Here is a 26,167-nt window from a genome sequence, read left to right as displayed (position 1 = left end):
GCAGGCCTCCTCAAGCCATGAGCGGCCTGACACTGGTCGGCTCGCACCGCGAACCCCGACATGCGTATAAAATCCCGCGATACCCGGTTGTCTGTATGCAAGACGCTTGATATGCATACAGGAAATCGGGCGCATTCACGCGATCCGGAGTCGGGAGAATGACGAGTGCGCGACCTGCTTCCAACAGACAGCCAGGACGCGATACTGGTCGGACGATTGGCGACCGATCAGGGCCCGATTCCCATCTCCGTCATCGACGGCCATGTCTTCGACCTGTCGGCTGACGCGAGTACCGTCTCGGGGTTGCTCGAGTCGATCGCGCCCGGCGGCGCACTGCCCGCGGGCCGCGACATGGGCCCGATCGAGGCGCTCGACCTGACAGCGGCCTGGGAAGGCGGCCCCGGCCGCCTGCTCGCACCGATCGACCTGCACTGCGTCAAGGCATCGGGCGTCACCTTCGCCGTCTCCGCGCTGGAGCGGGTGATCGAGGAGCGCGCACGCGGCGACTCGGCCGGCGCGGCGCAGTTCCGCGCGGAGATCCAGGAAAAGATCGGCGGCGACATCCAGTCGGTCCGTCCCGGCTCGCCCGAGGCGATGAACCTCAAGGAAATGCTGATCGCGAGCGGCGCCTGGTCGCAATATCTCGAGGTCGCGATCGGCCCCGATGCGGAGATCTTCACCAAGGCGCCGGTGCTCTCCGCGGTCGGATCGGGCGCCTGGGTCGGCATCCGCAGCGATTCGCACTGGAACAATCCCGAACCCGAAGTGGTGATCATCGTCGATTCGGCCGGCAATGCGCGCGGCGCGGCACTGGGCAACGACGTCAATCTGCGTGACATCGAGGGGCGCAGCGCGCTGCTGCTGGGCAAGGCCAAGGACAATAACGCGTCCTGCGCGCTGGGGCCGTTCATCCGCCTGTTCGACGACAAGTTCACCATGGACGACATCCGCGACGCCGAAGTCTCGCTGCTGATCGAGGGCGAGGACAATTACCGGCTCGAAGGGCGGTCCAATATGCGGCTGATCAGCCGCGATCCGCTCGATCTGGTCGGCCAGACGGTCAACAAGAGCCACCAATATCCCGACGGCTTCGCGCTGTTCCTCGGCACGATGTTCGCGCCGGGCGACGATCGCGGCGAGCCGGGCCGGGGTTTCACCCACAAGATCGGCGATACCGTGAAGGTGTCGACGCCGAAGCTCGGTACGCTGACCAACAAGGTGTGCCACTGCGAGGATGCACCGCCCTGGACCTATGGCATTTCGTCGCTGATGCGCGATCTTGCCCGCCGCGGCGCGATCCGCGCCTGATCGATCGAAGACTGACCGTCAGCACGACGCGCCCGCTTCAGACGGGACGGTCCAACAGGAGAGTGACTATGGGGAACGCCTTCTCGCCGAAAACCGACACCGCCACGCGACGCGGCCGCAAGGCGCGGCTGACCGGCCGCCTGATGGCCGCGACCGCCGGCGCGATCGGCCTGTTCGCCGCCCTGCCCGCCCTGGCCGAAACGCTGGTGGTGAAGAACTTCACCCTGATCGACGGCCGCGGCGGCGGCGCCGAGCCGAATTCCGCGATGGTGGTCGAGGATGGCCGCATCGTCTGGGTCGGCCCGTCCGCCCAGGCGCCCGCCGCCGCCGACGCGGTCGACCTGACCGGCAAATATGTCATCCCCGGCCTGATCGACACCCATATCCATATGGGCAACGTCCACGACCTGACTCAGGACGAGCGTTTCTACACGACCGAGAATGTCGAGGCCGACCTGAAGACCTATGCGTCCTACGGCTTCACCACCGTCGCGGTGATGGGCACCGACAAGGATTCGGTCTTCGCCGTGCGCAATGCCGAGCGGGCCGGGCGCCCGACCATGACCCGGCTGTTCACCGCCGGCCAGGGCATCGTGTTCCGCGGCGGCTATGGCGGCGTACCGGGCATCAATCGCCCCGTCACCAATGCCAAGGAAGCGGCGATCGAGGTCGATGCGCAGGCCGCCAAGGGCGCCGATTACATCAAATTCTGGCTCGACGACGAGCTGGGCACCATGCCCAAGATGCCCCCCGAGATCAGCAAGGCCGTGATCGACGCGGCGCACCGCAACGGGCTGAAGGTCTTTGCCCATATCTTCTATCTCGAGGACGCCAAGCGGCTTGCCGCTCAGGGCGTCGACGGGTTCGTGCACAGCGTGCGCGACCAGCCGATCGACAAGGCCCTGACCGATGCCATGAAGGAAAAAGGCATCGTGCAGGTCGCGGCGACGCTGAGCCGCGAGGCAGCGATGTTCGCGTATGGCAAGCCCGCGCCGCAGCTGGGCGATCCCTTCTTCCAGCAATCCCTGTCGCCCGAGGCGCTCAGGCTGCTGGCCAGCCCGGAGCGGCAGAAGACCGTCGCGTCCGCGCCCGCCTTTCCCAAGCTGCCGAGCTTCTTCGAAACCGCGATGGTCAACCTCAAGCGCGAATCGGCCGCGGGCGTGCATTACGGGCTCGGCACCGATTCGGGCCCTCCGGGGCGTGTCGCCGGCTATTCGGGCCATTGGGAAATGGAGCTGATGGTCAAGGACGGCTTCACCCCCGGCCAGGCGATCCAGGCCGCGACCGAATATGGCGCCGAAGTTCTCGGCGCGAAGGACCTGGGCACGCTGGAGCGGGCCAAATGGGCCGATTTCGTCGTGCTTGACGCCAACCCGCTTCAGGACATCAAGAACACCCGCAAGATCAATTCGGTCTATATCGCGGGCCGCAAGGTGCGCTCGGTCGCGCAATGACCATGGACGCGAACGACACGATACCGGCGCGGCGGCGGCCGACCCACGTCCGCCACGCCGTGCTGTGGCTGACGGTGCTCGCCTATATGATCACCTATATGGACCGGGTGGTGATCTCGACCGCGGCGCCGTCGATCCAGCAGGAGTTCGGCTTTTCCGCGATCACCATGGGCTGGATCTTCAGCACCTTCCAGATCACCTATGCGATCTTCCAGATCCCGGGCGGCTGGCTCGGCGACCGGTTCGGGCCACGCCGCGCGCTGACCTGGATCGTGGTGTGGTGGTCGAGCTTTACCGCCTTGACCGCGATGACCTGGTCGGCCGGATCGATGCTGGTGTGCCGCGCCCTGTTCGGCGCGGGCGAGGCCGGCGCCTTTCCGATCGCGACCCGGTCGCTGTCGCGCTGGATGCTGCCTGCGGAGCGCGGCTTCGCCCAGGGCGTCACCCATGCCGGCGCGCGGCTCGGCGGGGCGGTCACGCCGGTGTTCGTCGTGCTGCTGATCGCCGATTTCGGCTGGCGCGCGCCCTTTTTCGTGTTCGCCTGTGTCGGCCTGCTCTGGGCGGGGTTCTGGTTCTTCTTCTACCGCGATCTGCCGAGCGAGCATACAAGCGTGAACGCCGCCGAACTGGCGCTGATCACCGACGCGCTCGGCTCCGCACCGAAGCCGAGCCGCGCGGTCAAGGTGCCGTGGTCGAAGCTGCTCGGCAACCGCCAGATCTGGACGCTGTCGGCGATGTATTTCTGCTACGCCTACAGCATCGGCATCTTCCTCACCTGGTTCCCGACCTATCTGAAGGAAGCGCACGAATTCAACCTGACCAAGATGGGTCTCTATGCCAGCCTGCCGCTGATGGCAGGCGTGGCGGGCGACATCGCCGGCGGCTGGATCTCGGACCGGATGGCGCACAAGTCGGGCAACCTCACCATGTCGCGGCGGGTCGTCGCGATGACGGGCTTCCTGATCGCCGCGGCGACCATCCCGATGGCGGTGCTGTCGGCCGATCCGATGACCAGCGTCGCCTGGTTCTGCCTCGCCGTGTTCGGGCTGGAGCTGACGGTCGGCGTGTCCTGGGCGGTGACGCTCGACATTGGCGGCAATTATGCCGGGTCGGTCTCGGCGGTGATGAACAGTTGCGGCAATATCGGCGGCGCGATCGCGTCGTTCGCGACGGGCTATATCGTCACCTATGCCGGCTGGAACCCGGCCTTTTTCGTGCTGGCGGTGCTGTGCTTCGCGGCGGCGCTGCTGTTCCTCGGGATCGACGCGTCCAAACCGCTGTACCGGGGCGATCCGGTGCCGGCGTGACGACGCGGTTTCGTCTCCCAATTTGAGAGCTTTGGTCGGAATTGGAACATGAAGACCTTGACACATTCGGCCAATGGCTTGATGCATACAAACGAGTATTTTAGTATGCAACATGCAGCGAGAGCGGTGGGCAAAACATCGGGGGAAGCAATTTCACCCGGGTGTCTGGGGAGGTCAGGCAGGGCATGAAAATCAGTGAGGAAAAATGCGTCGGGTGCGGCAATTGCACCTACGCCTGCACGATGGGGGCGATCTATATCGACCCGAAGACGCGCAAGGCGACCGTCAACAGCGACGAATGCGTGGAATGCTATGCCTGCTATAACGGGCTGAGCAAGGAGCATCTGCCGCCCAAGACCGTGCGCTTCACGCGGCGCATGATGTCCAAGCTGTGGCTCCGGTTCGAGCCAGATCCCGATATCTGCCCGACCGATGCGCTCGTACCCGACGAACTGAGCTGGCCGCGCGTCGTGCGCCGCGCCTTCTCCGATCCGCGCGTGCCGCACGAATCGACCGGCGTCACCGGCCGCGGCACCGAGGAAGTGAAGACCAACGAAATCTCCAACCGCATCGCGGTCGGCATGGTCGGCTTCACCATCGAATTCGGCCGGCCGGGCGTTGGCGTGCGTTTCCACCAGATCCAGGAAATGAGCATGGCGCTCTCCGCCCTGGGCGTGAAGATCCAGCCCAAGAACCCGGTCACCGCGATGATGAGCGATGTCGAGACCGGCAAGATCCGCGACGACATCCTGAACGAGAAAGTGCTCTCCGCGATCCTCGAGATCACTGTGCCGGTGGAGCGGACCGAGGAAATCATCCGCACCGTCTGGGCGGTCGAGAAGAAGATCGACACCATCGTCGTGCTCGGCGTCGGCACGCGCTGCGACGAGGATGGCGAGGAACGCGTCGTCGCCCCAATCCTGGAAAGCCTCGGCTACACGCTGAAGCGCGCCAAGACCAATCTCGGCCTGGGCAAGCTGCAGATTCGAGAACTCTCCCATGAACCCGCAGCGTCGACCAAGGAGGCGGTGACAGCATGACCAACACCCTTCATCGCTACGGCACCGCCGAGAGCTTCAAGGACGATTATGTGATCTTCGCGCTGCCGGCCAAGGGCGGCGCGCAAAAGGGCGATCCGAAGCCGGCGCTCAAGCGCTTCCTCGAGATCGCGATGGAATATAATCCGGTGAACATCGGCGATGCGATGCATGGCGGCGCCACCCGCCCGACCGAGCACACCCATGCGCTCGAGCATTTCGCCAAGCGCCCGACCAAGCCCGATTTCCAGCAGGTGATCGACGGCGCGGGCGATCCGACAACCTTCTCCGCCGTGTTCGCCACGCGCGAGGATGCCGAGGCGTTCGTCACGCGCATCGTCGAGGAGGATCTGGGCCTCAGCATCAACATCTCCTCCTCGATCGGCAATGCGCTGAACTGCTGCAAGGCGGCCGGCATCACCCGGCACAGCGTCGGCTATTCGCTGGGGTTCGAGGGCATCCAGGACAATGCGCCCAACCGGCACGTCCTGTCGCTGTCGACCATGTGCGGGCACGGCATGATCAGCCAGTCGCTCGCCAAGAAGATGATCGACATGGTCAAGGAGAACCGCCTCTCGCCCGACAAGGCGACGGCATCGCTCAGCCGCTTCTGTTCATGCGGCATCTTCAACCCCGTACGCGCCAAGCGGATCATCGAGGAAGCGCGCGGGAAGATCTTCTAGCCCCACGGAGCAAATTTGTGAGCATCTCAGCAATGGACCGCCGGCCCGACACCAAATCCCCGCTCGGAGAAGGCATGATCCCCGCCGGCCGCTCGGGCCGGGCGCAGCTTTGCTACGTCCATCCCGACCTGGTCCGCAACGCCCGCGACCGGCTGCGCGCGCAGACCGCGGACTGCGTGATGGAGACCTTCGGCATCAGCGTGAACACCTGGGTCAAGATGCGCGACGGCAAGCCGATCCGCATGTCGGTCGCCGAGCGCTTCGTGCAGCGCGTGGGCACCGCACGCTGACCAGCCTGGTCCCGGCATGACCTTCGACGACGTCATCGCCCCGCTGACACGACAGGCATTCCTGTCCGACCATTGGGGCAAGGGCTTCACGCATATGAAGGGCAAAGCCGGGCGCTTCACCGGCCTGCTGACCTGGGACGACCTCAACGCGATCCTCGAACGGCACCGGCTCTCGCCGCCCCGCTTCAAGCTTGCGCAGGACGGCCGCCCGCTCGACCCGAACCGCTATCTTTCGCCCGGCCTGGGCGGCACGCCGCGGCTCGATTCGGGCAAGTTCGCGGCCTGCCTGGCCGGCGGCGCGACCTTGATCCTCGACGCGGTGGAAGAGCTCGCGCCGCGCGTGCGCGACCTGTCGGACTCCTTCCGCGAGGCGCTGCGATCGGGCAATTACGTCAATCTCTATGCCGGGTGGCACAGCCAGAACGGCTTCGACCTGCACTGGGACAGCCAGGATACGGTGATCCTGCAATTGTCGGGCAGGAAGCGCTGGCAGGTCTACCGGCCGACCCGGCTCCATCCGCTGCAGGAGGATATCGAGGCGCCGCCCCGCCCCACCGGCCCGCCGGTGTGGGACGGCCTGCTGGAGGATGGCGACGCCATCTATATCCCGCGCGGCTGGTGGCACATGGCCTATCCGGTCAACGAACCGAGCCTGCACCTGACCGTCGCAACCATCCCGCCCAACGGCATGGACCTGCTGCGCTGGATGATCGCCAAGCTCCCGCGGCACGAGGCGGTGCGCCAGGACTTGCCCGCGCTCGACGATGAAGCCGGCCAGAAGGCCCATCTCGAGACGCTGCGCGCCTTGCTCGCCGACGCCATGGACGAGGACCTGATCGCTGCCTTCCGGCGCGAATGGGAGGGCGACAGCTTCCCCCGCCCGCACATCAACCTGCCAGGCGCGCCCTATGCGCAATTGGGGCCGATCACTGATAACAGCGTGATCCGGCTGACCGCCGGCCACCGGCTGGCCTTCATCGCCGCCGGCACCAATGTGGAATTCAAGGCGAACGGCAAGCTCTACGTCCTGCCCGCCGATCTGGTGCCCGCGCTGGAATTGCTGCGCGACACGCAAGCGGTGCCGGTATCCGAACTGACCGCGCGCCTGACCGGCGATACCGCCATCGCCAATCTCAGGAAGAGCCTCGCGGTGCTGGCGAAGGCCGGCATCCTGCTGGTGGAGAAGGGCTAACGCCCTGGAACTGACGGTCGCTTGATCAATATTTGAATGCCGTCAGATTTGTAAAGGAACCAAGGTCCGGCCGCACCGTCATTTACCGACATATTCATACCAGGTCAGGTTGTTCGGCGCCGTTCCGCTCAGGCAGATCACGTCGCGCTTCCTGCCGTCGCCCTTCAGGTCGGCGGTGACGCAGTCCTGCACCGCCATGCTGGTGTCCATCAGCATCTTGCTCCAGGTCCGGCCGCTCGCATCGGTCGCCTTGTACAGGAAGGTGTTGGCCAGGCTGCTGCCGCCGCCCGCGACGATCTCGGTCACGCCGTCACCATCGACGTCGACCATGGTGATGCCGTGGCCGCGCTTCAGCTCGTTGTCGATCACGTTGCGCTGGTATCTGCCCTGCGCATCCCGCGTATAGACCACGACGAGATTGCCGTGGAACGGTTCGATCGCGGCGAAATAGGGCCTGGCGCCGAGCTTGCCGAAACCGACATCACTCGCCCCGTTATCGGGCCAGGGCGCCGGATTGCCCCTGGCGATCAGGAAGCGTTTCCACGTCCCGTCCTTGCCATAGCTGTGGCCGTAAATGCCGCTCTGCCCGCCAGTAACGGCTTCCTGCCGGCCGTCGCCATCCCAGTCGAACGGGCGCAGCGCATGCACCTCGCCCACATTTTCCGCGCTGACCAGCTCCCGCCTCCAGTCGGGCGCGTGATAGGCATAGAGCGGTGTCGGCAGACGATCGGGATCGTTGCTCGGCACCGGTTGTGCTTTGGCGTTGAGGATCGGCGCGACCAACAGCGCCAGCTTCCCGCTCCCGTCGAGATCGGCGAAACGCACGCGGTGCGGCGCCGGCACTTGATCCACGATTTTCATCGTCCAGGGCGCGGTCGCGTCGCCGCCGCTATTGTGCAGGATGGCAATGTTGCCGATGCTGAGCTTCGGGTCGGCGTTGAACGCATAGGTCACGGCGATCTCCGGGATGCCGTCGCCGTCCATATCCGCCGCATCCATATTGACCATCTGCCCCAACGGAACGGGCGTGCGGATCTCGTGCGGCGTCCAATAGGGGTTTTCGTACCAGACCAGATACTCCTCGCGCTGGCCGAGCGCGATGACGTCGGTCTTGCCGTCCCTGTTCATGTCGGCCGCGAGGACGACATACGCGCCGCGGATATTCTGCGCGATGATGTGCCGCGCAAAGGGCGCGGTGATCTGTGGCGGCGCCGGCGCGGGCGGCGCTGGAGCGGCCGGCGTCGCGCTGGGCGTTGGCGTCACCGAGGGCGGCGCGAAGCCGACATAGCTGGCGGGGTCGGTGATCGGCGGCAAATCCCGCGGCGCGACCTGCGCCGGTAACGACGCCGCCAGCGCAAAGGCCGCCGCCATGGCGGACACGGTGGCGCACAGCACGGTGCGCGATGCACTTCGCATGATCATCCTCCCCCGGCCTTCCCGACGGACGATGTCAGCGAGGAAAGCGGCCTATCACTCGGCCTCACCATCGTTCCGCGCCCGAACGGGTACCGGTCCCACGCGGGTTATGCTGGTCGGATACACCAGCCGCCGGCCCGCCACAACAAATTGTATACATCTTGGCCGTTTGTGTGCAATCAATGGCGTGGCACCAAGGCACTGGTCCGGCTGCGTCGATCTCCCGGTAACCGGCGCCAGGCCAGGGGAGGATCCATGAACCGTCATTTCTGCGCGGGCATCGCACTGCTCACGCTCGCCGCACCCGCCTTCGCGCAAACCGCGCCCGCGCCGGACAAGACCTATGTGCCCGCCGCCGAGATCGCGGCGATGATCGCCAGGGCCGAAAGCGACCCGCGCGCCGCGACCACCGTCATCACGCAGCCATTGCTGCAGCTTGCGCCCTATCGCCCGATCATCCACCGGCGCATGGCCCCGGCGGGTGCCGACATCCATGAGAAGCAGGCCGAGTTCTTCTTCGTGATCCGGGGCAGCGGCACCCTGACCACCGGCGGCAGGATGGTCCGGCCTGCCGCCGCACCCGGTGCACCGCCGCCGCCCGCGACGATCGAGGGCGGCACCGAACAGAAGGTCGCGAAAGGCGATTTCTTCGTCGTGCCCGAGAACACGCCGCACCAGTTCACGGCGATCGACGGCGAACTCGTCTTGATCTCGATGCACGTTCCCCGCGCGCCGACGCCCGCTCAATAGGAGCGCGGCATCCCGAGCACATGTTCGGCGAGATAGGACAGGATCATGTTCGTCGAGACCGGCGCGACCTGATACAGCCGCGTCTCGCGGAACTTGCGTTCCACGTCATATTCCTCGGCAAAGGCAAAGCCGCCGAATGTCTGCACACAGGCTTCGGCCGCGGCCCAGCTCGCCTCGGCGGCGAGCAGCTTGGCCATGTTCGCCTCGGCCCCGGCATTGGCGCCCGACTGGTGGAGCGCGGCGGCCTCATGCACCATCAGCTCGGCCGCGCGCATCTGGGCATAAGCGCGTGCGATCGGGAATTGCACGCCCTGATTCTGTCCGATCGGCCGGCCGAACACTTCACGCTCGCCGGCATAGGCCACCGCCTTTTCGATGAACCACTTGGCGTCGCCGACGCATTCGGCACCGATCAGGATGCGTTCGGCATTCATGCCCGACAGGATGTAGCGGAACCCCTGCCCTTCCTCGCCGATCAGACTCGAGGCGGGAATGGCGAGCCGGTCGAAGAAGATCTCGGTCGTGCCATGGTTCATCATCGTGCGGATCGGACGGATCGTCATGCCGTTGCCCAGCGCCTCGCGCATATCGACCAGGAAGACCGACAGCCCTTCGGTCTTCTTCGTCACCTCGTCACGCGGCGTGGTGCGGGCGAGCAGCAGCATCAGGTCGGAATGCTCCGCGCGCGACGTCCAGATCTTCTGTCCGTCGACAATGTAGCGGTCGCCCTCGCGCACCGCCTTGGTGCGCAGCGCCAGCGTGTCGGTGCCCGACTCCGGCTCGGTCACGGCGAACGCCTGAAGACGGAGGTCGCCCGTCGCGATCCCGGGCAGATACGCCGTCTTCTGCGCCGCGCTGCCATGGCGCAAGATCATGCTCATCACATAGATCTGCGCGTGGCAGGCCGAACCATTGCAGCCCGAAGCCTGGATTTCCTCCAGGATCACCGCCGCGTCAGCGAGCGTCAGCCCCGAGCCCCCGAACTCTTCGGGAATCAGCGCGGCGAGGAATCCGGCCCGGGTGAGCGCCGCGACGAACTCGGTCGGGTAGGCCCGGTCGCGGTCCCTGGCGCGCCAATAGTCGCCGGGGAATCCGGCGCAGAGCCTGCGCACCGCGCGGCGGATTTCGCTCTGCTCGCGCGAATCGCGCGCGCCCCGTTCGAACAGCATCCGTCTCTCCGTTTTCCCGGTCATAGCACTGGAAGCGGCGCGGGCGATCGCCGGGCGGGATCGGTTCCGCCAGGGAATCGAAAGAACCGCCGATTCCGCACCGCAAAAAAGGCGATCTACTGATTTACAACAAGGTGCGAATCATTATCACTCGCTATAATGCTGCGGCGCACATGACATAGTCGATCGGACCATGGGGGGCCGGTTGAACCGGGGGGACATTAGCATGGCCAACACGGGTCCGACACTCGACCTCAACGGCGCCGAGAGCGGCGCGAATATCACCACTTATTATGCGGCGGGCTATGCGCCGACGGTGATCGTGCCGGCCGGGCTCGTGACCGATCCGGACTCGGCCGATTTCGACACCGGAAGGTTGACGATTCAGCCCCTGAGCGGACAGACCAGCGACCAATACGGCATCCTCAACCAGGGCAATGGCCTCGGCCAGATCGGCGTGTCGGGCAACGCGGTCAGCTATGGCGGCGTCCAGATCGGCACCTTCAGCGGCGGCACCGGGCCGAGTGCGTTCATCGTCACGTTCAACGCCAGCGCGACGCCCGTCGCGGTCCAGGCGCTGTTGCACGCGATCACCTTCTTCAATCCCAACGCCGCCCCGGCGACCGTGACTCGTATTTCCCAGTGGACGCTCACCGATGGCGACGGCGGGAGCAGCGCCACGCCCAACATGACCTTGACGCTCGATCACGCGGCAGTGGCCGATCTCAATAGCGGCACGGCGGGAACGGGCGACTCGCTCTTTTTTACCGAAGGTCAGGCCTCGATCCCGATCGGCACCGCGATCACGATCACGGACAGCGATGCGGGCGACAGCGTCCATGGCGCCCGGATTACCATCACGGACGCGGCGGCAGGCGATGCGCTGCTGGCGACCCTGCCCTTGCCGCCCGGCATCACCATCGACCCGGCGAGCACGGCAACGACGATCATCCTGACCGGTACCGCCAGCGCGGCGAATTATGCCGCGGCCCTCGCCCTGATCGGCTTCACCAACAGCGGCGACAATCCGACCGAGTTCGACACGCATCTCACGCGCACGGTCACGGTCACCGTCAATGACGGCCATGTCGACGGCCCCCTGGCGACGGCGACGATCCAGATTTCGGCTGACGACGATCCGTCGTCGAACGTCGTGCCCGTGTCGGTCTCGGGCACGGAGGACACCGCGCTGGTGTTCGCCGGCGCCACCAGGATCTCGGTCCATAATGACGATCCGGGCGCGGTATCGATGACGCTGGACGTCTCGCACGGCACCTTGACGCTGTCCGGCGTCACCGGGCTCACCGTCACCGGCAATGGCACGGCGAACGTCACGCTGGCCGGCTCCCTGACGGACATCAACGCCGCGCTCGACGGGCTCACCTATCTCGGCGATCCCAATTATCACGGCACCGACGAGCTCTATGTCCACCATCAAAGCGGCGTGACCGCCGATACCGACGTCATCCCGATCACGCTCGCCGCCGATGGCCATGTCGATGGCCGCGCCGGCGACGACATACTGACCGGCACCGGCGGGGCCGACATGATCCTGGTCAGCCAGGGCGGGGCCGACCATGTCACCGCGGGCAATGGCAACGACTTCATCTTCTACGGCGACGCGTTCGACGGCAACGACACCAATGACGGCGGCGCGGGCACCGACACGGTCGGGCTTCTGGGAAATTACGACCTGACCTTCGGTGCCGACAGCATGGTCGGCATCGAGCGGCTGGCGCTCTATGCCGGCAATTACAACGATCCCGCCGGGGGCCTGGTCAATTACCGGATCACCACCATCGACGCGACCGTGGAAGGCACGGACCTGCTGGCGGTGAACGCCAGATCGCTGCGCGCGGGCGAGACATTGACCTTTATCGGAGTCGCGGAGACCACCGGGTCCTTCCATGTCGAAGGCGGCGCGGGCGACGACATCATCGCGGGCGGCGCAGGCAACGACATGCTGATCGGCGGAGCGGGCAATGACGCCCTGTACGGTCAGGGCGGCCGGGACATTCTGAACGGCGGGCTCGGGGCTGACCAGTTGCGCGGCGGCGCGGGTATCGATCAGTTCTTCTACGCGTCGGCCGCCGACTCCACCTCGTTCAACTATGATACGATCGCCGTGTTCGACGCGCGCGAGGACAAGATCGACCTTGCCGAAACCGTCAACGGGTGGAGCGGTACCATCACGCATGGCGCGCTCTCGACCGCCAGTTTCGATATCGACATGGCCAGCGCCGTCGACGCGACGTTGCAGGCGCACTCCGCGGTCTTGTTCACCGCCGATTCCGGCACGCTGGCCGGCACGACCTTCGCCATCGTCGATGCCGATGGCGACGGCGCCTATACGGCGGGCAACGACTATGTCTTCGCGATGAGCGGGCTGTTCATCGCACCGACCGGATACGACATCTTCGTCTGAGGTGACCTGCGGGCAGCGATCATGGCGGCATCGCAACTGGTAAAGCGGCGACGGGCACCCCATATCCTGTCCATCGCCCCGCTTCATCACGAGCACGGACGCGACTGAGAGATGCTTCATGCTCCCGCTCTGACCGGGAGCCCGCGTCGGTGGCGCGGCCCGTAGTGGAGAGCACATCATGTCTCGCGCCATCAATGTCGACGCAACGCACGACGAAGTCGTGGCCATGGCCGCCAAGCACGGTGCCGTCATCAGCGCGATCGAAAAGCTGCAACCGAGCGGGACTCGCGTCGTGTTCATGAACGCGGACGGAAGCGCCCTGATCGCAAAGGCGTTTGGATCGCGGGTGATCAAGGGCCCGGTGACCCGCACACCCTGGGGCAGCGCCTCGTCGCGCTGAGCCGCGCCGGTACGCGACAAGCTCTCTGAAAGGACGATATATGCAGCCCACCGCCCTGTTCTGCCGGACCCAGGAAGCGCAGCAGCATTCGCGCGCGGCCGAGGCCCGTCTCGACAATGTTCGGCATATCGCCACCAGCGCCGCGAACGCATGGGGCAAGGAAGCAGCCCTGGCCGAGCGTCGCGAGGCGCGACAGCTTGCGGGAACAGTCCCCGCCATCGACCCGGATATCGGGTCCCTTTCCGCGGATCGAACGTTGAGCGAAAACCCGGACCGGGGATTTGCGGGGCAGCCCGGTCGCGCATGATCGGTTGGTCCGCGGTGGAACTGCCGGTTGAACAGGGAGAGCGCCATGGATCGAAGCGTACCATCGGACACCGTGGAGCAATGGATGACTCATCTCCGCCTGCAGCGCACCCGCGCGCGTGACATGGTGTGGCTGATCGAGGGCGGCGCCACCTTGCATGACGGGCGTGAAGGCGATCCGATGACTGACGCCACCCAGCGGTGGCTGGCCGAGCAGAAGGAGGTCATCACTGAAACCGACCGCCTTCTCGCGCTCTATGAGAGCATCAATCTCCGCGATCATATTATCGGCCGATAGCGCCCGGCCATCCGCTGCCTATTCGATCACCGCCTCATAGCGCGCGTCCAGATCGAGCGCGCGCTCCGCATCGGCATCGGCACGGCGGGCATCGCCGCGCTGTCGAAACAACAGGCTGCGATGGTAATAAACCCGCGCCGTGCCCGGCGCATAGCGCACTGCCTTGTCGAGATCGGCCATGGCATGCGGAAGGTCACCCTTGCGCTCATGGGCAAGGCCCCGGTTGAGCCACGCGATGGCGAGTTTCGGCGCGATCCCGATCGCCTGATCGAACGCCGCGATCGCGCCGTCCGTGTCGCCCCGCCAGGCCAGGGACAGACCGTCGGCGACATGCGCTGACGCGCGCCCGGTAGAGCCCGGCGCAGCGGGATCGACCAGCTTCCGGCAGGCAGCGAGGTCGCGGCCGGGGTCGTTGATGGTGCAGGCGTTCCAGTCGCCCCGTCCGCTCGCGTTGCGCGCACGTCGCAAGGCCGCGGGCGAGCGCATTGCCGTGCCCGTCACGACGATGTCGTCGCGGGCGGACGCGCGCTGCTCCGCCATTGCCGCGGGCGGGGCCATCATGGGCACCGGCTCAGGCGGCGGCGGAGGTGGTGGTGGCGGCGGTGCTGGCGCCTCGGCGCGATCGAACGATGCGACCCGGCCGGCCACGCTCCCCATCTGCTTCATCTGTATCGCCTGAGGCGACGCATCGTTCTGCGTCGATTCCGCTGCACGAGACGCCGCGATCTCTTCCGTCCGGCCATCGGCCTTGTCGGCATTGCTCCTCGCAGCCGTGGCGGTCGCGGGGAGAGGCGCAGTCCCCGGCGTCGGCGCGACCGGCGGCAGCGATGCCGAACGCGGAGTCGCCGCCGGCTGCGGCAAGCTCGGCTGACCGGCCACCGGTCCGGGCGTCGCGGGGGCCGGCGCCTGCCGTTCGGGCGCGGCGAGACGGTCGCTGGTGGCCATCCAGACCGGCAGGCCGATCGCCGCGACCAAGGCCGCGGTGACCAGCGCGCCCATCTGCGGACGGCCGATCCGCCACGGGGCCGCCCTGGCCGCGCGAGGCCGCTCGGCGCCCGCCGGGTCGGCCGCGCCGTCGAAGCGCCGCATCGCCGCCTCGATCGCTGCCTCGCGCCGGTCGGGCCGGGGCGGCGGCGGATCGGGCAGCGATACCGAGAGGTCGCTATCGCTGGCCATTCACGGCGCCCCGTCGGCGGAGCGGATCACGCGGCAATCCGGCAGGAGCCTGAAGCAAGGGGACGAGGGGAACATCTGCCAGCCTTATAGCCTCAATTGCGGGCTGGTCGAATGCACGATCGCCCACGGCCTGGCGGGTGCGGCGGGCGTCGCCGCACCCGCCGGGTCCTAGCGGTCGAGCCGGGCGAGCGCCCCGGCCGACTTCGCCGTGCGGACCATCTGGACGAACTCGGCGCGATAGCCGAAATCATCCTCGCCGCGCGTCGCGGTGACGATGCGCAGCACATCGTCATAGGTCATCGACCCATTATTCTTGCCGCCGCGCAGCAGCTCGGCAAAGGCGGCAACGCCGGTCGCGAAGCGCGCATCGCGCGGCGCGTCCTCGAACCGCAATGCCTCGGTCGTGCGGTCGATCGGCGTCGAGATCAGCCGGCTCGTGTCCGACTTGGGCAGCTTGTAGCGGATCTTGACGAAGCCATATTCGCTGCCCCGCGACGGCGCCGCCACCGGCGCGGGACGGGCATAGCGCAGGTCGCCGACGCTGCGCGGGCCGCCGACCGGCACGATCTCGTAGATCGCGGTCACCGTCTGGCCCGATCCGACATCGCCCGCATCGACCTTGTCATTGTCGAAATCCTCGCGGGCGAGCATGCGCGTCTCGTATCCGATCAGGCGATATTCGGCGACGGTCGCCGGATTGAACTCGACCTGGATCTTCACATCCTTGGCGATCGGGAACAGCGTCGAGCTCGCTTCGTCGACCAAAGTCTTCCGCGCTTCGCTGACCGTGTCGATATAGGCGGCGGCGCCATTGCCGTTCTGCGCCAGCGCCTGCATCAGCGCGTCGTTGTAATTGCCCATGCCGAAGCCGAGCACGGACAGGAACACGCCCTTGCCGCGCTCCCGCTCGATATAGCCCTTCAGCTCGTCCTGGTTGGTGATGCCGACATTGAAATCGCCGTCGGTCGCCAGGATGACGCGGTTGACGCCCCTGGGATCGAGATTGGCCTCGGCCAGCGCATAGGCCTGGCGGATGCCTTCCGCCCCCGCGGTGCTGCCGCCCGCGCCGAGCCGCTCGATCACCGCCAGGATCCGGCCCTTCTCGCTTGCCGGGGTCGGCTCCAGCGCGGTACCGGCCGAGCCGGCATAAGTGACGATCGAGACCTTGTCGTTGGCGTCGAGTTGTTCCAGCAACATGGCCAGCGACTGCTTGACCAGCGGCAATTTATTGGGGGCGTTCATCGATCCCGAGGTGTCGATCAGGAAGACGAGATTGGCGCGCGGCCGGTTCGCCCGCTGGATCTCATAGCCGCGGATGCCGATCCGGACGAGCTTGCGACCCTCCGTCCACGGGCTCGGGAAAACGGCGACATTGGTGCTGAACGGCTGGTCCGCGGAGCGCGCGCTCGCATAGCTATAGGGGAAATAATTGACCATCTCCTCGGTCCGCACCGCCGCCGGCTGGGGCAGGACGTTGCGATTGAGCGACGCGCGGACGAAGGAATAGGACGCGGTGTCGACGTCGATCGAGAAGGTCGAGACCGGCTCCTCGCGCACGACCTTGAAGGGATTCTCCGTCCTCGCGGTGAATTTGTCGCGGCCGACATCCTGATAATAGGAAGGCATGCGAACACGCTCCTCCGCCATCGGGGCATAAGCGCGCGCGGCCATCATCTTGCCCGCCATGAACGGCACCGGCTCGGGAGGCGGCGGCGGCGGGGCCGGCGGTGCATTCACCATGGACCGATCGGCCATCATGACCGGGCCCTGCTGGGCGAGCGAGGGGGCGTCGGAGCGCGTGCCGGTGACGACGATATCATTGGGCGGCGGCGGAGGCGGCGCTGCCGTCTCGATGCCTGACCTGGCACAAGACGCGAGGAGCATGGCGGTCAGGCCGATGGTGGCGGCCGGGTGAAGGCGGGGCATGGAGACTCTCCCTGATGACAGCGGCGCACGATCGTCCGCATGTCCCTTCGACGCCGGTCGCCGGGATATCCTTGGGAGCCGCTGAAAATATTTCTCGAGGGGGTCAGCCGCCTTCCGCGCCATCGGACGCGAGCAGCCGGCGGACTTCATGCATCCGCCAGGAAATGGTCGATTCCGCCACGCCCAATATCTCGGCCGCCTCGGCATGGCTGAGCTGCTGGCCGGCGACCAGCACCACGGCATCGCGGTACGCCGGTTTCAAGCGCGCGACCGCGCTCTTCACCCACATCGCATCGTGAAGATCGCGTCCGTCCGGGCCGCGCGTCAGCCCGGTCAGCACGCCGAGCCGTTCGGTGAAACCCAGGAACGACCGCCGCCGCCGCTTCTGGTCGCGACAGGCATTGACCACGATGCCGCACAGCCAGGTGGTGAACTTCGCCTCGCCCCGGAAGCCGCCGATCTTCTCGACCAGGGTGCAGCACACATCCTGCGCGATGTCGTCGGCATCGGCGCGCGATCCGGTCAGCTGCCAGGCGAGGCCATGGATTCTGTCATAGTGGCGACGGAGCAAGGTGCCGAACGCGTCGCGGTCGCCGGTCATGGCGGCGGCGACCAGCTCATTGTCCGGATCATCCGCGATATCCGCCACGGATCAGCGCCGACCGCAGCGGGAGCGGACGCGACCGCGCGTCGCCCCTGGCCAGACTGTCGCCCTGTCTCCCACAGCGGCTATGTGCATCATTCATGCTGCGGATGCCATCGCGGAGCGGGCCGAAGCGTACCGCAATCGACCGTTTCGTGACTCAAGCCGCGGTGGACGGGATCGTCACGCCTGTGCCAGAGCGTCAGCGAGGATGTGTCGGGAAGGTGAGACAATGAAGCTCCGGTCGCTGCTGTTCGTCCCCGGTGACCGCCCCGACCGCTTCGCCAAGGCGGCGGCAAGCGGGGCCGACGCGCTGATCCTCGATCTCGAGGATTCGGTCGCGGTCGAGAAGAAGCCCGAGGCGCGAACGGCGATCGCCGCCTGGCTGAAGGACGGGCGCACCCTGCCCTGCTTCGTGCGGGTCAATCCGCTCGGTGGCAACGAGGTCCGCGCCGATCTCGACACGATCCTGCCCGCCGGACCCGACGGGATCGTGCTGCCAAAAGCCGAAGGCGCCGCTTCGGTCCGTGCGCTGATCGAGCTGGCCGGCGGCTCGATTCCGCCGATCCTGCCGATCGCCAGCGAAACCCCCGCCGCGGTGTTTCAGCTCTCCGCCTATGGTGAGGTCGCGGGTCATCTGGCCGGACTGACCTGGGGCGCGGAAGACCTGCCCGCCGCGATCGGCGCGACCAGTTCGCGCAACGAGGACGGCAGTTACACGGCGCCGTACGAGATGGTCCGCGCGCTGACCCTGTTCGGCGCGCACGCCGCCGCCGTGCCGGCGATCGAGACGGTCTATCCCGACATCGCCGATACCGCTGGCCTGGCCGCCTATGTCGCGCGGGGGCGTCGCGACGGCTTCACCGGCATGATGGCGATCCACCCCGCTCAAATCACGACGATCAACACTGGCTTCAGCCCGAGTGAGGCGGAGATCGCCCATGCCCGCGCGGTAGTAGAGGCATTTGCCGCGACCCCGGGAGCGGGCGCGCTGAAGCTCGACGGCAGGATGATCGACCGCCCGCATCTCGCTCAGGCACGCAGGCTGCTTTTGCTGGCGGAGGGCTGACTCCGTCGGGACGATCGCCGGCGGCGATCCCGCCGCCGGCCATCATTTTGGCTTAGTTGCGCAGGCTGTCCGGCACGACACCGCCATTTTCGGCGAGCTTGGCCATCACTGCCTTGTGAAGCGCGATATTCTTCTCGGCGCTGCCATCCTCGCCGCTCACGCCGAGTTCCGTCGCCAGTTCCTTTCTGGCGGCAAGGCTCGAATCGAGATCGAGCAGCTTCAGCAGGTCGACGATCGATGTCTGGTAGTTGCCGCCGCCGCCCTTCATCGACGCCATCTCCGAAAGCACGGCGCCCACATCGACACTCTGCGGCGCGGCAGCGGCCGGCACGGCCGGAGCCTGGGCCGGAGCGGCGGCGGGCGCTGCGGCGGACGCGGCAGTCGCAGCCGGCGCGGCGGCCGGCTTGTGATGAAAGATCTTGTCCATGATGCTGCCGAAAATGCCCATAGCTCTTCTCCTGGTTGCTGTGTTTCGCCCGGCCGGATGGACGTGTCGGTAGAACGGCAGGCGGCCCGAAAAGGTCCGCCACGGTCCGTCCGATAATCGACATGGCGCGGAACGTTCGGCCTCTGCCGGCAGTTTGTGCGCGGGGCGCCTTCTGGCGCGATCAACAGGAGAGGTTTATGCGCTACACACTCATCGCGCTGCTGTCGGGAAGCGCGCTCGCGCTCGCGGCATGCGGGCCGAAGACCGAAACCACCACTACGACCAACAGCGTCACGACCGAGGAAAGCTCCACCAACGTGATCGTGCCGGCGCTGAGCCCGGGCCAGGCCTTCGCCAACGCCGCCGCATCCAGCGATGCGTTCGAGATCGCGGAATCGCAGCTCGCCCAGACCGTCTCGAAATCCGCGGCGATCAAGGCGTTCGCGCAGAAGATGATCGACGCGCATACCGGATCGACGACCAAGCTGAAGGCCGCGGCCGCCAGCGCCACGCCGGCGATCACGCCCGATGCGACCCTGACGGCCGAACAGCAGCAGAAGCTCGACGCGCTCAAGCTGAAGACGGGCGCCGATTTCGACACCGGCTATGCGGCTGACCAGGTCGCGGCGCACCAGGCGACGCTGGATGCGCTGAAAAGCTATTCGGTGGCGGGCGACGTGCCCGAGCTGAAGACCTTCGCGACCGGGCTGATCCCGACCGTGACGGCCCATCTCAACATGGCCAAGGGCCTGAAGCCCTGACCGGATAGCGGGGCGGCACCGCCGCCCCGTTTTTCCGCGCCGATCAGTCGATCCACTGCCTGATCGCCCGCGCCACGTCCGCGACCGCATCCCGCGCGATCGCCACGTCGCGTGTCATCTGCAGGAAGCCGTGCACTGCCCCGGGCCACAGCGTGAGCGTCGCCGGCACTCCAGCCTGCTCCAGCCGCTCCAGCAGCAACCGGCTGTCGTCCGCCACCGGATCGGCCTCCGCGACGCCCAGGAATATCGGCCCCAGCCCCGCCAGATCGGCATGGAGCGGGGCTGCCTCCGCCGGCGGCGGGTCCCCCGCCGCGCCGAGATATTTTTCCCAATACCAGGCCATGCGCTCGCTCGTCAGTCCCTGCGGCCCAGCGCCAAAGACCCGCGCGCTTTCGGTATCGAGCCCCGGCGCAAAACAGCCATAGATCAGGGCACATCCGGCCGGCAGCACGCGCCCCGCATCGCGTAGCCGGATCGCCAGCGCCAGCGCCAGGTTCGCCCCGGCGCTGTCCCCGGCAAAAGCGAAACGGGCGGGATTGAGCGCGTATCGGCTGGCGCGGCGCTCGATCCAGTCCCATGCCGCGAGGCAATCGTCGAGCGCCGCGGGATAAGGATGCTCCGGCGCCAGGCGATAATCGACGCCGAACAACACCGCGCCGCTCTGCTCCGCCAGCAGCCGCAACAGGCGATCATGCGTATCGACATTGCCGGCGAACCAGCCGCCGCCGTGCAGATAAAGGATCGCGCCCCGCGCCGTCGCAGCGATCGGCGTATGGATGCGCAGCCGGATCAGGCCGTCCGCGCTCTGGATCCGGCAATCCTCCACCCCGCCCATCTCGGGCAGGCCATCGTTGAGCCAGACCGACGCGGCGTCCATCCGCGCCCGCGCCTCGGCTGGCGGCAATGCGGTGAGGTCGAACGCCGGGAAGCGCGCGGCCTGGACCGCACGGGTGACGAGGATTTCCGGGTCGATGGGTGCCGCCATGGCGCGCGACTATCATGTGGCGCGTTCTTCGCAACAAGAACGAACTGCCCTGTGTCCCCAAACGTGGCACCAACAGTTTTTGGGCCGGGCAGGCGTTGACCGTGCATCGTCGAAACGCGACGATGGCCGAATGGACGAACCGCCGGCGTTCCTGACCCGCGCGCATCTGCGCGACGATCTCAAGCGTCTCGGCCTTCGTGCCGGCGACACCGTGATGGTGCACGCCGCGATGAGCAGGGTCGGGCCGTTGCTGAACGGACCGGATGCGCTGATCCAGGCGCTGACCGATGCGCTCGGCCCGGACGGTACCCTGCTGGTCTATACGAGCTGGGACAGCCGCCACGACGACCTGCTCGACGCGCATGGCCGCGTTCTGCCCGAATGGCGCGATCATGTGCCGGGGTTCGACGCGGCCCGATCGCGGGCGGTCAGGATGAATGGCATCATCGCCGAGTTCGTCCGCACCACCCCGGGCGCCCGGCGCAGCGCCAATCCCGGCGCGTCGGTCGCCGCGCTCGGCAGGCTGGCCGACTGGATCACCGCCGACCATCTGCAGGATTATGGCTATGGCGAGAATTCGCCGCTGGCCAGGCTGGTCGAGGTCGGCGGGCGGGTCCTGATGGTCGGCGCACCCTGGGACACGATGACGCTGCTGCACCTTGCCGATCATCGCGCGCGCCTGCCGGGCAAGCGCGTCCTCCGTTATGAGGTGCCGTTCGCGACGCGCGGCGCGACCGAATGGCGGTTCATCGAGGAGTTCGATACCAGCGAGCCGGTTCTCGACGCGATCCCGGACAATTACATCGAACGGATCGTGGGGGATTTCGTCGCGGCCGGCGGCGGGCGACAGGGATTGGTGGGCCGGGCGCCGTCGTTGCTGGTCGATGCCGGCCCCGTCCTCACCCATGGCATCGCATGGCTCGAGCGGGGCGGCTGGACATGACGTCGCCCCTGCCGAGGGACGATCGACCAACGCTCTGGTCGATCGGCGCGGCGGTCGCGATGGTCGCGTCGCTTGCCCATGAAGTGTTGGGGCATGGGCTCGGCTGCCTCGCCGATGGCGGCTCGATCACGCTGGTGACGTTTCTCGTCTTTCGCTGCGCCGGGGCGGGCGTGCTGGGCGACGGCGCCGGGCCCTTTGGTGCGTTGCTGATCGCTGTGGTCGCGCTGGCGCTGTTCCGGCTCTCCCGGCCGAAGGTCTCGGCGTGGCGGCTGTTCCTGCTGACCCTAGGAATCCTCATCCTGTTCTGGGTCTGCGCGCAGATGGTGCGCGAGGCGCTGGACCAGAGTGACGACTGGGGACATGTCGCGCGCGATCTCGCCTGGCCGCCGCTGTGGCGCCCGGTCATCGGTGCGATCGGCATCGCCGGCTATATAATTGCCTTCCGCATCGCCGCGCGCCTGACCCGGGGCTTTGCCGATGCGAACCCGGCGCGGCTGGCGATCCCCTGGCTCGCCTGCACCGTCTCGGCGGTCTTTCTCGGCGCCCTGTGGCACGGCGACCGGGCCGGATCGGCGCTGGACGCGTTCATGACCTTCGGCCTCGCACCCCTGGGCTATCTTCCGGTCATTCTCGCGCTCGGTCGTCAGCCACCGTCACGGGACCAGGAATGGATCAAACGGAGCCCCGCCTGGCTGGCCGTCACGATCGCGTTGTTCGTCCTTTTCGCCATCACCATTGCGCCCGGTATTGGTCCGCTGGCCTGACGGTTTCGGCTTCTCGTCACTTCGCCAGTTGCGCCGGCACGAACTGCTCCGCCACGGCCTTGGCCAGCAGGTCCGGCGGCAACAGGCCCTGATCGAGCAGGAAATTGTTGAACGCCAGCCGGTCGAACTTCGCGCCCAGCGCCAGCTCGGTGTCCATGCGGATGCGCAGGATGCGGGTGTAACCGTAGAAATAACTGCCCGCCTGGCCCGGCGCGCGCGAGGTGTAGCGTTCGATCTCCTGCTTCGCCATCGCGGGCGAGGAGACGATCTGTTCGAGCAGGATGCGCCGCGCGTCCTCCTTCGAGATCAGGCCGAGGTTGAGCATCGGATCGAGCATCGCCCGCCCTGCCCGCAGCAGCCGCGCCTGCAATGCCATCAACTGCCCGTCGAGCGGGTGATAGGGCAGCGCCTCCGCCTCGGCATAGAGCGCCCAGCCCTCCACATTGACGCTGTTGAACGCGAAATAGATGCGCGCCTGCGACACGCCGCGCTCGACCAGCGCGGTGAATTGCAGCTCATGCCCCGGCCGTCCCTCATGTGCGGCGACGGTCCACTGCGCCGAGGGGAAGTTGAAATCGTCATAGGCCGAGTCCGGCCCGGAACTCGCCACGCTCAGCGGCAACACGAAGGTGCCGCGCTCGCCCTTGTTGCCGATCAGCGGCGGCGGCTCCATGTGCGGCGCGGGCGAGGCAGCGGACTCGGCCTCGCTCGCCAGCCGCATCTGCATTGGCCGGTCGGGCAGGTCGACGATATGCTCGCGCTTGATCGCCGCTTCGTTGGCGCGGATCACCGCGGCATAGCTCGCCTCGAGCTTGTCGTTGGGGATCGTCGCCTGCTTGAGCTGGCGGATGACATCGGCATAGCTGCCGCCCTTCAGCCCCTTTTCCTTCGCGACCAGAGGCGCCAGCGCGGTCATTGCCGCGCGCGTCTCGGCGAATTCGATCTGGGCCTGCTGGATCAGCAGGCGCGGGTCGATATCGATGCCGAACTGCTTCAACCGGTACGCATAGACTTCGGGCGGCAGGCGGAAATCGGTGCGGACCAGCGGCAGCACGTCCGCGCGTTCCCACGCCGTATAATCCGCGATCTGCTTGTCGAGCTTCGCCAAGGCCGCGTCGGCGCCGGTGATCTTGTATTTGGCGAACAGCTTGCGGATGCCCTCGGCATAGGTCCCGGCATTGCTCAGCGCATTGTCAAGCGCGACCTTGTCCGGACCAAGCAGCCCGGCCTTGCGCGTCTCGGCAAAGCGCGCCCGGGCGAGATCGGTCAGCGGCGTGGTGCCGGGATAATCCCCGACATAGCGGCGCAGCAACTCGACTGCCTTTTGCCGCCGCTCCGGCACGACCTGGTCGTCGAGCAATCCCTTGATCCCGCCGAACATCGCGCGCGGCGCATCGCTCCAGGACAGGAAATATTTACGGCGCAGGCGCGTCCCCTCGAGATCGGACTCGATCGACCGGATCAGTATCTCCAGGTCCTGCCGGACATTGGCGTCCTTCTCCGCCGCCAGCCGTCCACGGAGATCGACAAGAACCTTGCCCATCGCCTCGGCGGTTCGCTCGTCGAGCCTGGGCCCGAGATCGGTCGCCAGCCCGTCATAGGCGGTCATGCCGTTCTGCGAGGCCGATTCCGGATCGAATTTCGCCTGCGCCTCGGCCACCAGCTTCGCATTCCGGTCGCTGACCGCGACCCAGCTCCTGTCGGGCATGGCGGCCGACAAGGGCATGGCGGCGAACAACAGCAGGAACGAAATAGCGAAGCGGCGCATGAGGAATCTTTCCGGAGATGGCGCCGCCGCAAGAATTTCCGGGCGGCCCACCCTTTCTTGGCCCAGCAAGGCGCCGACGGCAAGAATTGCCTAACCCCGCGCCAGCGCCGCCGTGCGCTCGAGCCCGATGTTCCTGACGAGCGGGTCCGCGTGACGATGCACATATTCCCACGCATCGCCGCGTCGGCGATAGACCTGAGTCACGCGAAGCGACCAGTCCTGGTCCGGCAGGCCGCCGACTTCGCCACGCTGCCGCTCTATCAGGACGAGGACGATCACGTCCTCCGAACCATAGGTCCGAACCAGTTCCTGGGTGGTCACGCCGTTCCTGAAATAACGAGCGAGATCGGCGAGATGCGCACTACTCGAATCGAAACCATGACTGGCCGGGCCCCCAAATGGCTGCATCAGGGTAAAGTCCGGCGCGATCGGACCGATCAGATCGCGCCAGCTCTCCATGTCCCCGCGCATAAACGCAGCGTTGGCCAGCGCGGCGCGGTCAATCAACCGTGCAGCGGCGGCATCCGGGCCCGCGGTGGCGCGCGCAGCCAGCGGCATCGTCAAGCCAGCTGCCAGGGCACAGCGACGCGACAGCATTGACGACCCGGCCGGCCCTGCAGCGCAATTCTTGTCGGGCATTGAAATCTCCTCACCATGTCCTCCCTCACTCGGTGATTTCCACGTGCTGAATCCAGTGATATGATTTCAGCGATATGCTGCATGAAATCGATCTGAGCCGTACCGATCTGAATCTATTCGTGCTGTTCGAGGCAGTGATGGAAACGCGCCATGTCGGCCGTGCCTCCGCCCGGCTGAACCTGTCGCCCTCGGCCGTAAGCCATGGTCTTGGTCGGTTGCGCGCCATGCTCGATGATCCCCTTTTCCTCAGGACGCCGAAGGGCGTCACCCCCACCGCGCGCGCCGTGGAACTGGCGCCCTCGATCGCCGATCTCCTGGCTAGGGTCAGGGGCGTGGTCGCCAGCGCGAGCCCGTTCGATCCGGCGACATCGGCGCGTCGCTTCACCGTCGGCGCGCCGGACGGCGTGTCGGCGGTCATTCTCCAGCCGCTGCTGAACGCGTTGCGGAGCAACGCACCCGGAATCGACCTGGCAATCCGTCAGGTGCTTCCGAAATCCGGCGAGCCCTCCCTCGACCTTGCCTGGCGCGATGCCCTTGCCTCGGTCGAGGTCCGCGCGATGGATATGGCCATCCTGCCCTGGTCGGCCGTCCCGACGCGATTCATCACCCGGACGCTGTACGAGGAGGATTTCGTCATCGCGGCGCGGACCGGACACCCCTTCCTCGACGACTCCAGCCTCGAGGCTTATTGCGCCGCGCAGCACCTGGTGGTGTCGGATACGGGCGATCCGACCGGATTTGTCGACACCCTGCTTGCCGCGCGCAACCTTTCGCGGCGCGTCGCGCTGACGACGCCCAACTTCATGTTCGGGCTTTCGGTCCTCGCGGATACCGACCTGATCTCGGCACTGCCGCGCCGGTTCGTCGCGCTGTACGGGCCGCGCTTCGGGGTGGTCGGTCACGACTCACCCCTCGCGCTGCCCGGTTTCACCCTGAGCCTGGTGATGCCCAAGGTGGCGTTGAAGGACGCCGGCCTCGCATGGCTCGCGGGGATCATCGAACGATCCGCTCGCACCCCGTAGCGCCGCCGA

26 protein-coding genes are annotated in these 26,167 nt (G+C 66.8%); 17 read left to right on the top strand and 9 right to left on the bottom strand.

Annotated features, from left to right (window positions below; genetic code table 11):
* Positions 1-165: 165 nt before the first annotated feature.
* From ACZ1I5_RS01615 to ACZ1I5_RS01585, 7 genes are all read left to right on the top strand, one after another.
* Complete coding sequence (locus ACZ1I5_RS01615) at positions 166-1,308, top strand: fumarylacetoacetate hydrolase family protein (protein WP_465172004.1); 1,143 nt, start codon at positions 166-168, stop codon at positions 1,306-1,308.
* 68 nt (positions 1,309-1,376) lie between these two features.
* Complete coding sequence (locus ACZ1I5_RS01610) at positions 1,377-2,762, top strand: amidohydrolase family protein (RefSeq protein WP_465172003.1); 1,386 nt, start codon at positions 1,377-1,379, stop codon at positions 2,760-2,762.
* Complete coding sequence (locus ACZ1I5_RS01605) at positions 2,759-4,069, top strand: MFS transporter (protein WP_465172002.1); 1,311 nt, start codon at positions 2,759-2,761, stop codon at positions 4,067-4,069. The genes ACZ1I5_RS01610 and ACZ1I5_RS01605 overlap by 4 nt, the downstream gene beginning before the upstream one ends.
* 185 nt (positions 4,070-4,254) lie before the next feature.
* Positions 4,255-5,109 carry a 4Fe-4S dicluster domain-containing protein gene (locus ACZ1I5_RS01600; RefSeq protein ID WP_465172001.1) on the top strand — a complete coding sequence of 285 codons (855 nt, stop codon included), beginning with the start codon at positions 4,255-4,257 and terminating at the stop codon, positions 5,107-5,109.
* Positions 5,106-5,789, top strand: a complete 684-nt coding sequence (locus tag ACZ1I5_RS01595; RefSeq protein WP_465172000.1) for a hypothetical protein — start codon at positions 5,106-5,108, stop codon at positions 5,787-5,789. Before ACZ1I5_RS01600 ends, ACZ1I5_RS01595 begins: the two co-directional genes overlap by 4 nt.
* Before the next feature lie 17 nt (positions 5,790-5,806).
* A complete protein-coding gene (locus ACZ1I5_RS01590) occupies positions 5,807-6,079 on the top strand; it encodes a hypothetical protein (protein ID WP_465171999.1) in 273 nt (90 codons plus the stop codon).
* Between the two features lie 16 nt (positions 6,080-6,095).
* On the top strand, positions 6,096-7,271 hold the full coding sequence (locus ACZ1I5_RS01585; RefSeq protein WP_465171998.1) for a cupin domain-containing protein: 1,176 nt from the start codon (positions 6,096-6,098) through the stop codon (positions 7,269-7,271).
* A gap of 78 nt (positions 7,272-7,349) precedes the next feature.
* On the opposite strand, the gene ACZ1I5_RS01580 is transcribed toward ACZ1I5_RS01585, so the two are convergent.
* On the bottom strand, positions 7,350-8,687 hold the full coding sequence (locus ACZ1I5_RS01580; RefSeq protein WP_465171997.1) for an FG-GAP repeat domain-containing protein: 1,338 nt from the start codon (positions 8,685-8,687) through the stop codon (positions 7,350-7,352).
* A gap of 255 nt (positions 8,688-8,942) precedes the next feature.
* Here ACZ1I5_RS01580 and ACZ1I5_RS01575 point away from each other — a divergent pair, with 255 nt between their 5' ends.
* The gene (locus ACZ1I5_RS01575; RefSeq protein WP_465171996.1) at positions 8,943-9,437 is read left to right on the top strand and encodes a cupin domain-containing protein; all 495 of its coding nucleotides are present in this window, start codon (positions 8,943-8,945) and stop codon (positions 9,435-9,437) included.
* Here the strand turns inward: ACZ1I5_RS01575 and ACZ1I5_RS01570 are convergent.
* On the bottom strand, positions 9,431-10,606 hold the full coding sequence (locus ACZ1I5_RS01570) for an acyl-CoA dehydrogenase family protein (RefSeq protein ID WP_465171995.1): 1,176 nt from the start codon (positions 10,604-10,606) through the stop codon (positions 9,431-9,433). The genes ACZ1I5_RS01575 and ACZ1I5_RS01570 overlap by 7 nt on opposite strands.
* Positions 10,607-10,832: 226 nt before the next feature.
* On the opposite strand from ACZ1I5_RS01570, the gene ACZ1I5_RS01565 reads away from it, so the two are divergent.
* The 4 genes from ACZ1I5_RS01565 to ACZ1I5_RS01550 all read left to right on the top strand — a co-directional run bounded on the left by ACZ1I5_RS01565 (position 10,833) and on the right by ACZ1I5_RS01550 (position 14,035).
* Positions 10,833-13,031, top strand: coding sequence for a M10 family metallopeptidase C-terminal domain-containing protein (locus ACZ1I5_RS01565; RefSeq protein ID WP_465171994.1), 2,199 nt, complete (start codon positions 10,833-10,835; stop codon positions 13,029-13,031).
* Positions 13,032-13,209: 178 nt separating this feature from the next.
* Entirely contained in the window at positions 13,210-13,431 is a 222-nt protein-coding gene (locus tag ACZ1I5_RS01560) for a hypothetical protein (protein WP_465171993.1), read from the top strand.
* A 40-nt stretch (positions 13,432-13,471) separates the two neighbouring features.
* A complete protein-coding gene (locus ACZ1I5_RS01555; protein ID WP_465171992.1) occupies positions 13,472-13,738 on the top strand; it encodes a hypothetical protein in 267 nt (88 codons plus the stop codon).
* A 45-nt stretch (positions 13,739-13,783) separates the two neighbouring features.
* Entirely contained in the window at positions 13,784-14,035 is a 252-nt protein-coding gene (locus ACZ1I5_RS01550) for a hypothetical protein (RefSeq protein WP_465171991.1), read from the top strand.
* An 18-nt stretch (positions 14,036-14,053) separates the two neighbouring features.
* On the opposite strand, the gene ACZ1I5_RS01545 is transcribed toward ACZ1I5_RS01550, so the two are convergent.
* The 3 genes from ACZ1I5_RS01545 to ACZ1I5_RS01535 all read right to left on the bottom strand — a co-directional run bounded on the left by ACZ1I5_RS01545 (position 14,054) and on the right by ACZ1I5_RS01535 (position 17,786).
* A complete protein-coding gene (locus tag ACZ1I5_RS01545; RefSeq protein ID WP_465171990.1) occupies positions 14,054-15,211 on the bottom strand; it encodes a tetratricopeptide repeat protein in 1,158 nt (385 codons plus the stop codon).
* 168 nt (positions 15,212-15,379) lie between these two features.
* Positions 15,380-17,137: a vWA domain-containing protein gene (locus ACZ1I5_RS01540; RefSeq protein WP_465171989.1), complete on the bottom strand. Its 1,758-nt coding sequence runs from the start codon at positions 17,135-17,137 to the stop codon at positions 15,380-15,382.
* A 103-nt stretch (positions 17,138-17,240) separates the two neighbouring features.
* On the bottom strand, positions 17,241-17,786 hold the full coding sequence (locus ACZ1I5_RS01535; protein ID WP_465171988.1) for an RNA polymerase sigma factor: 546 nt from the start codon (positions 17,784-17,786) through the stop codon (positions 17,241-17,243).
* Between the two features lie 226 nt (positions 17,787-18,012).
* Here ACZ1I5_RS01535 and ACZ1I5_RS01530 point away from each other — a divergent pair, with 226 nt between their 5' ends.
* Positions 18,013-18,849, top strand: a complete 837-nt coding sequence (locus ACZ1I5_RS01530; RefSeq protein WP_465171987.1) for an HpcH/HpaI aldolase/citrate lyase family protein — start codon at positions 18,013-18,015, stop codon at positions 18,847-18,849.
* A gap of 52 nt (positions 18,850-18,901) precedes the next feature.
* Here the strand turns inward: ACZ1I5_RS01530 and ACZ1I5_RS01525 are convergent, their stop codons facing one another.
* Positions 18,902-19,297, bottom strand: a complete 396-nt coding sequence (locus ACZ1I5_RS01525; protein ID WP_465171986.1) for a DUF3597 domain-containing protein — start codon at positions 19,295-19,297, stop codon at positions 18,902-18,904.
* A gap of 176 nt (positions 19,298-19,473) precedes the next feature.
* Between ACZ1I5_RS01525 and ACZ1I5_RS01520 the strand changes: the two genes are divergently transcribed.
* Positions 19,474-20,037, top strand: coding sequence for a DUF4142 domain-containing protein (locus tag ACZ1I5_RS01520; protein ID WP_465171985.1), 564 nt, complete (start codon positions 19,474-19,476; stop codon positions 20,035-20,037).
* A gap of 43 nt (positions 20,038-20,080) precedes the next feature.
* On the opposite strand, the gene ACZ1I5_RS01515 is transcribed toward ACZ1I5_RS01520, so the two are convergent.
* On the bottom strand, positions 20,081-21,022 hold the full coding sequence (locus ACZ1I5_RS01515; RefSeq protein WP_465171984.1) for an alpha/beta hydrolase: 942 nt from the start codon (positions 21,020-21,022) through the stop codon (positions 20,081-20,083).
* A 130-nt stretch (positions 21,023-21,152) separates the two neighbouring features.
* On the opposite strand from ACZ1I5_RS01515, the gene aac(3) reads away from it, so the two are divergent.
* The gene (aac(3), locus tag ACZ1I5_RS01510; protein WP_465171983.1) at positions 21,153-21,965 is read left to right on the top strand and encodes an aminoglycoside 3-N-acetyltransferase; all 813 of its coding nucleotides are present in this window, start codon (positions 21,153-21,155) and stop codon (positions 21,963-21,965) included.
* Entirely contained in the window at positions 21,962-22,729 is a 768-nt protein-coding gene (locus ACZ1I5_RS01505) for a hypothetical protein (RefSeq protein ID WP_465171982.1), read from the top strand. The genes aac(3) and ACZ1I5_RS01505 overlap by 4 nt, the downstream gene beginning before the upstream one ends.
* Positions 22,730-22,745: 16 nt before the next feature.
* Here ACZ1I5_RS01505 and ACZ1I5_RS01500 read toward each other — a convergent pair whose 3' ends face one another.
* Together ACZ1I5_RS01500 and ACZ1I5_RS01495 are read right to left on the bottom strand one after the other, a co-directional pair.
* Positions 22,746-24,497, bottom strand: a complete 1,752-nt coding sequence (locus ACZ1I5_RS01500; protein WP_465171981.1) for a DUF885 domain-containing protein — start codon at positions 24,495-24,497, stop codon at positions 22,746-22,748.
* A 90-nt stretch (positions 24,498-24,587) separates the two neighbouring features.
* On the bottom strand, positions 24,588-25,136 hold the full coding sequence (locus ACZ1I5_RS01495; protein WP_465171980.1) for a YybH family protein: 549 nt from the start codon (positions 25,134-25,136) through the stop codon (positions 24,588-24,590).
* Between the two features lie 74 nt (positions 25,137-25,210).
* On the opposite strand from ACZ1I5_RS01495, the gene ACZ1I5_RS01490 reads away from it, so the two are divergent.
* Positions 25,211-26,158 (top strand): LysR family transcriptional regulator, encoded by a 948-nt coding sequence (locus ACZ1I5_RS01490; RefSeq protein WP_465171979.1) that lies wholly within the window; start codon positions 25,211-25,213, stop codon positions 26,156-26,158.
* Positions 26,159-26,167 lie beyond the last annotated feature (9 nt).

Source organism: Sphingomonas sp. BL-S-30, from assembly GCF_055521475.1.
The sequence above is the reverse complement of the archived record's forward strand: the minus strand, read 5'-3'. Positions and strand labels throughout refer to the sequence as shown.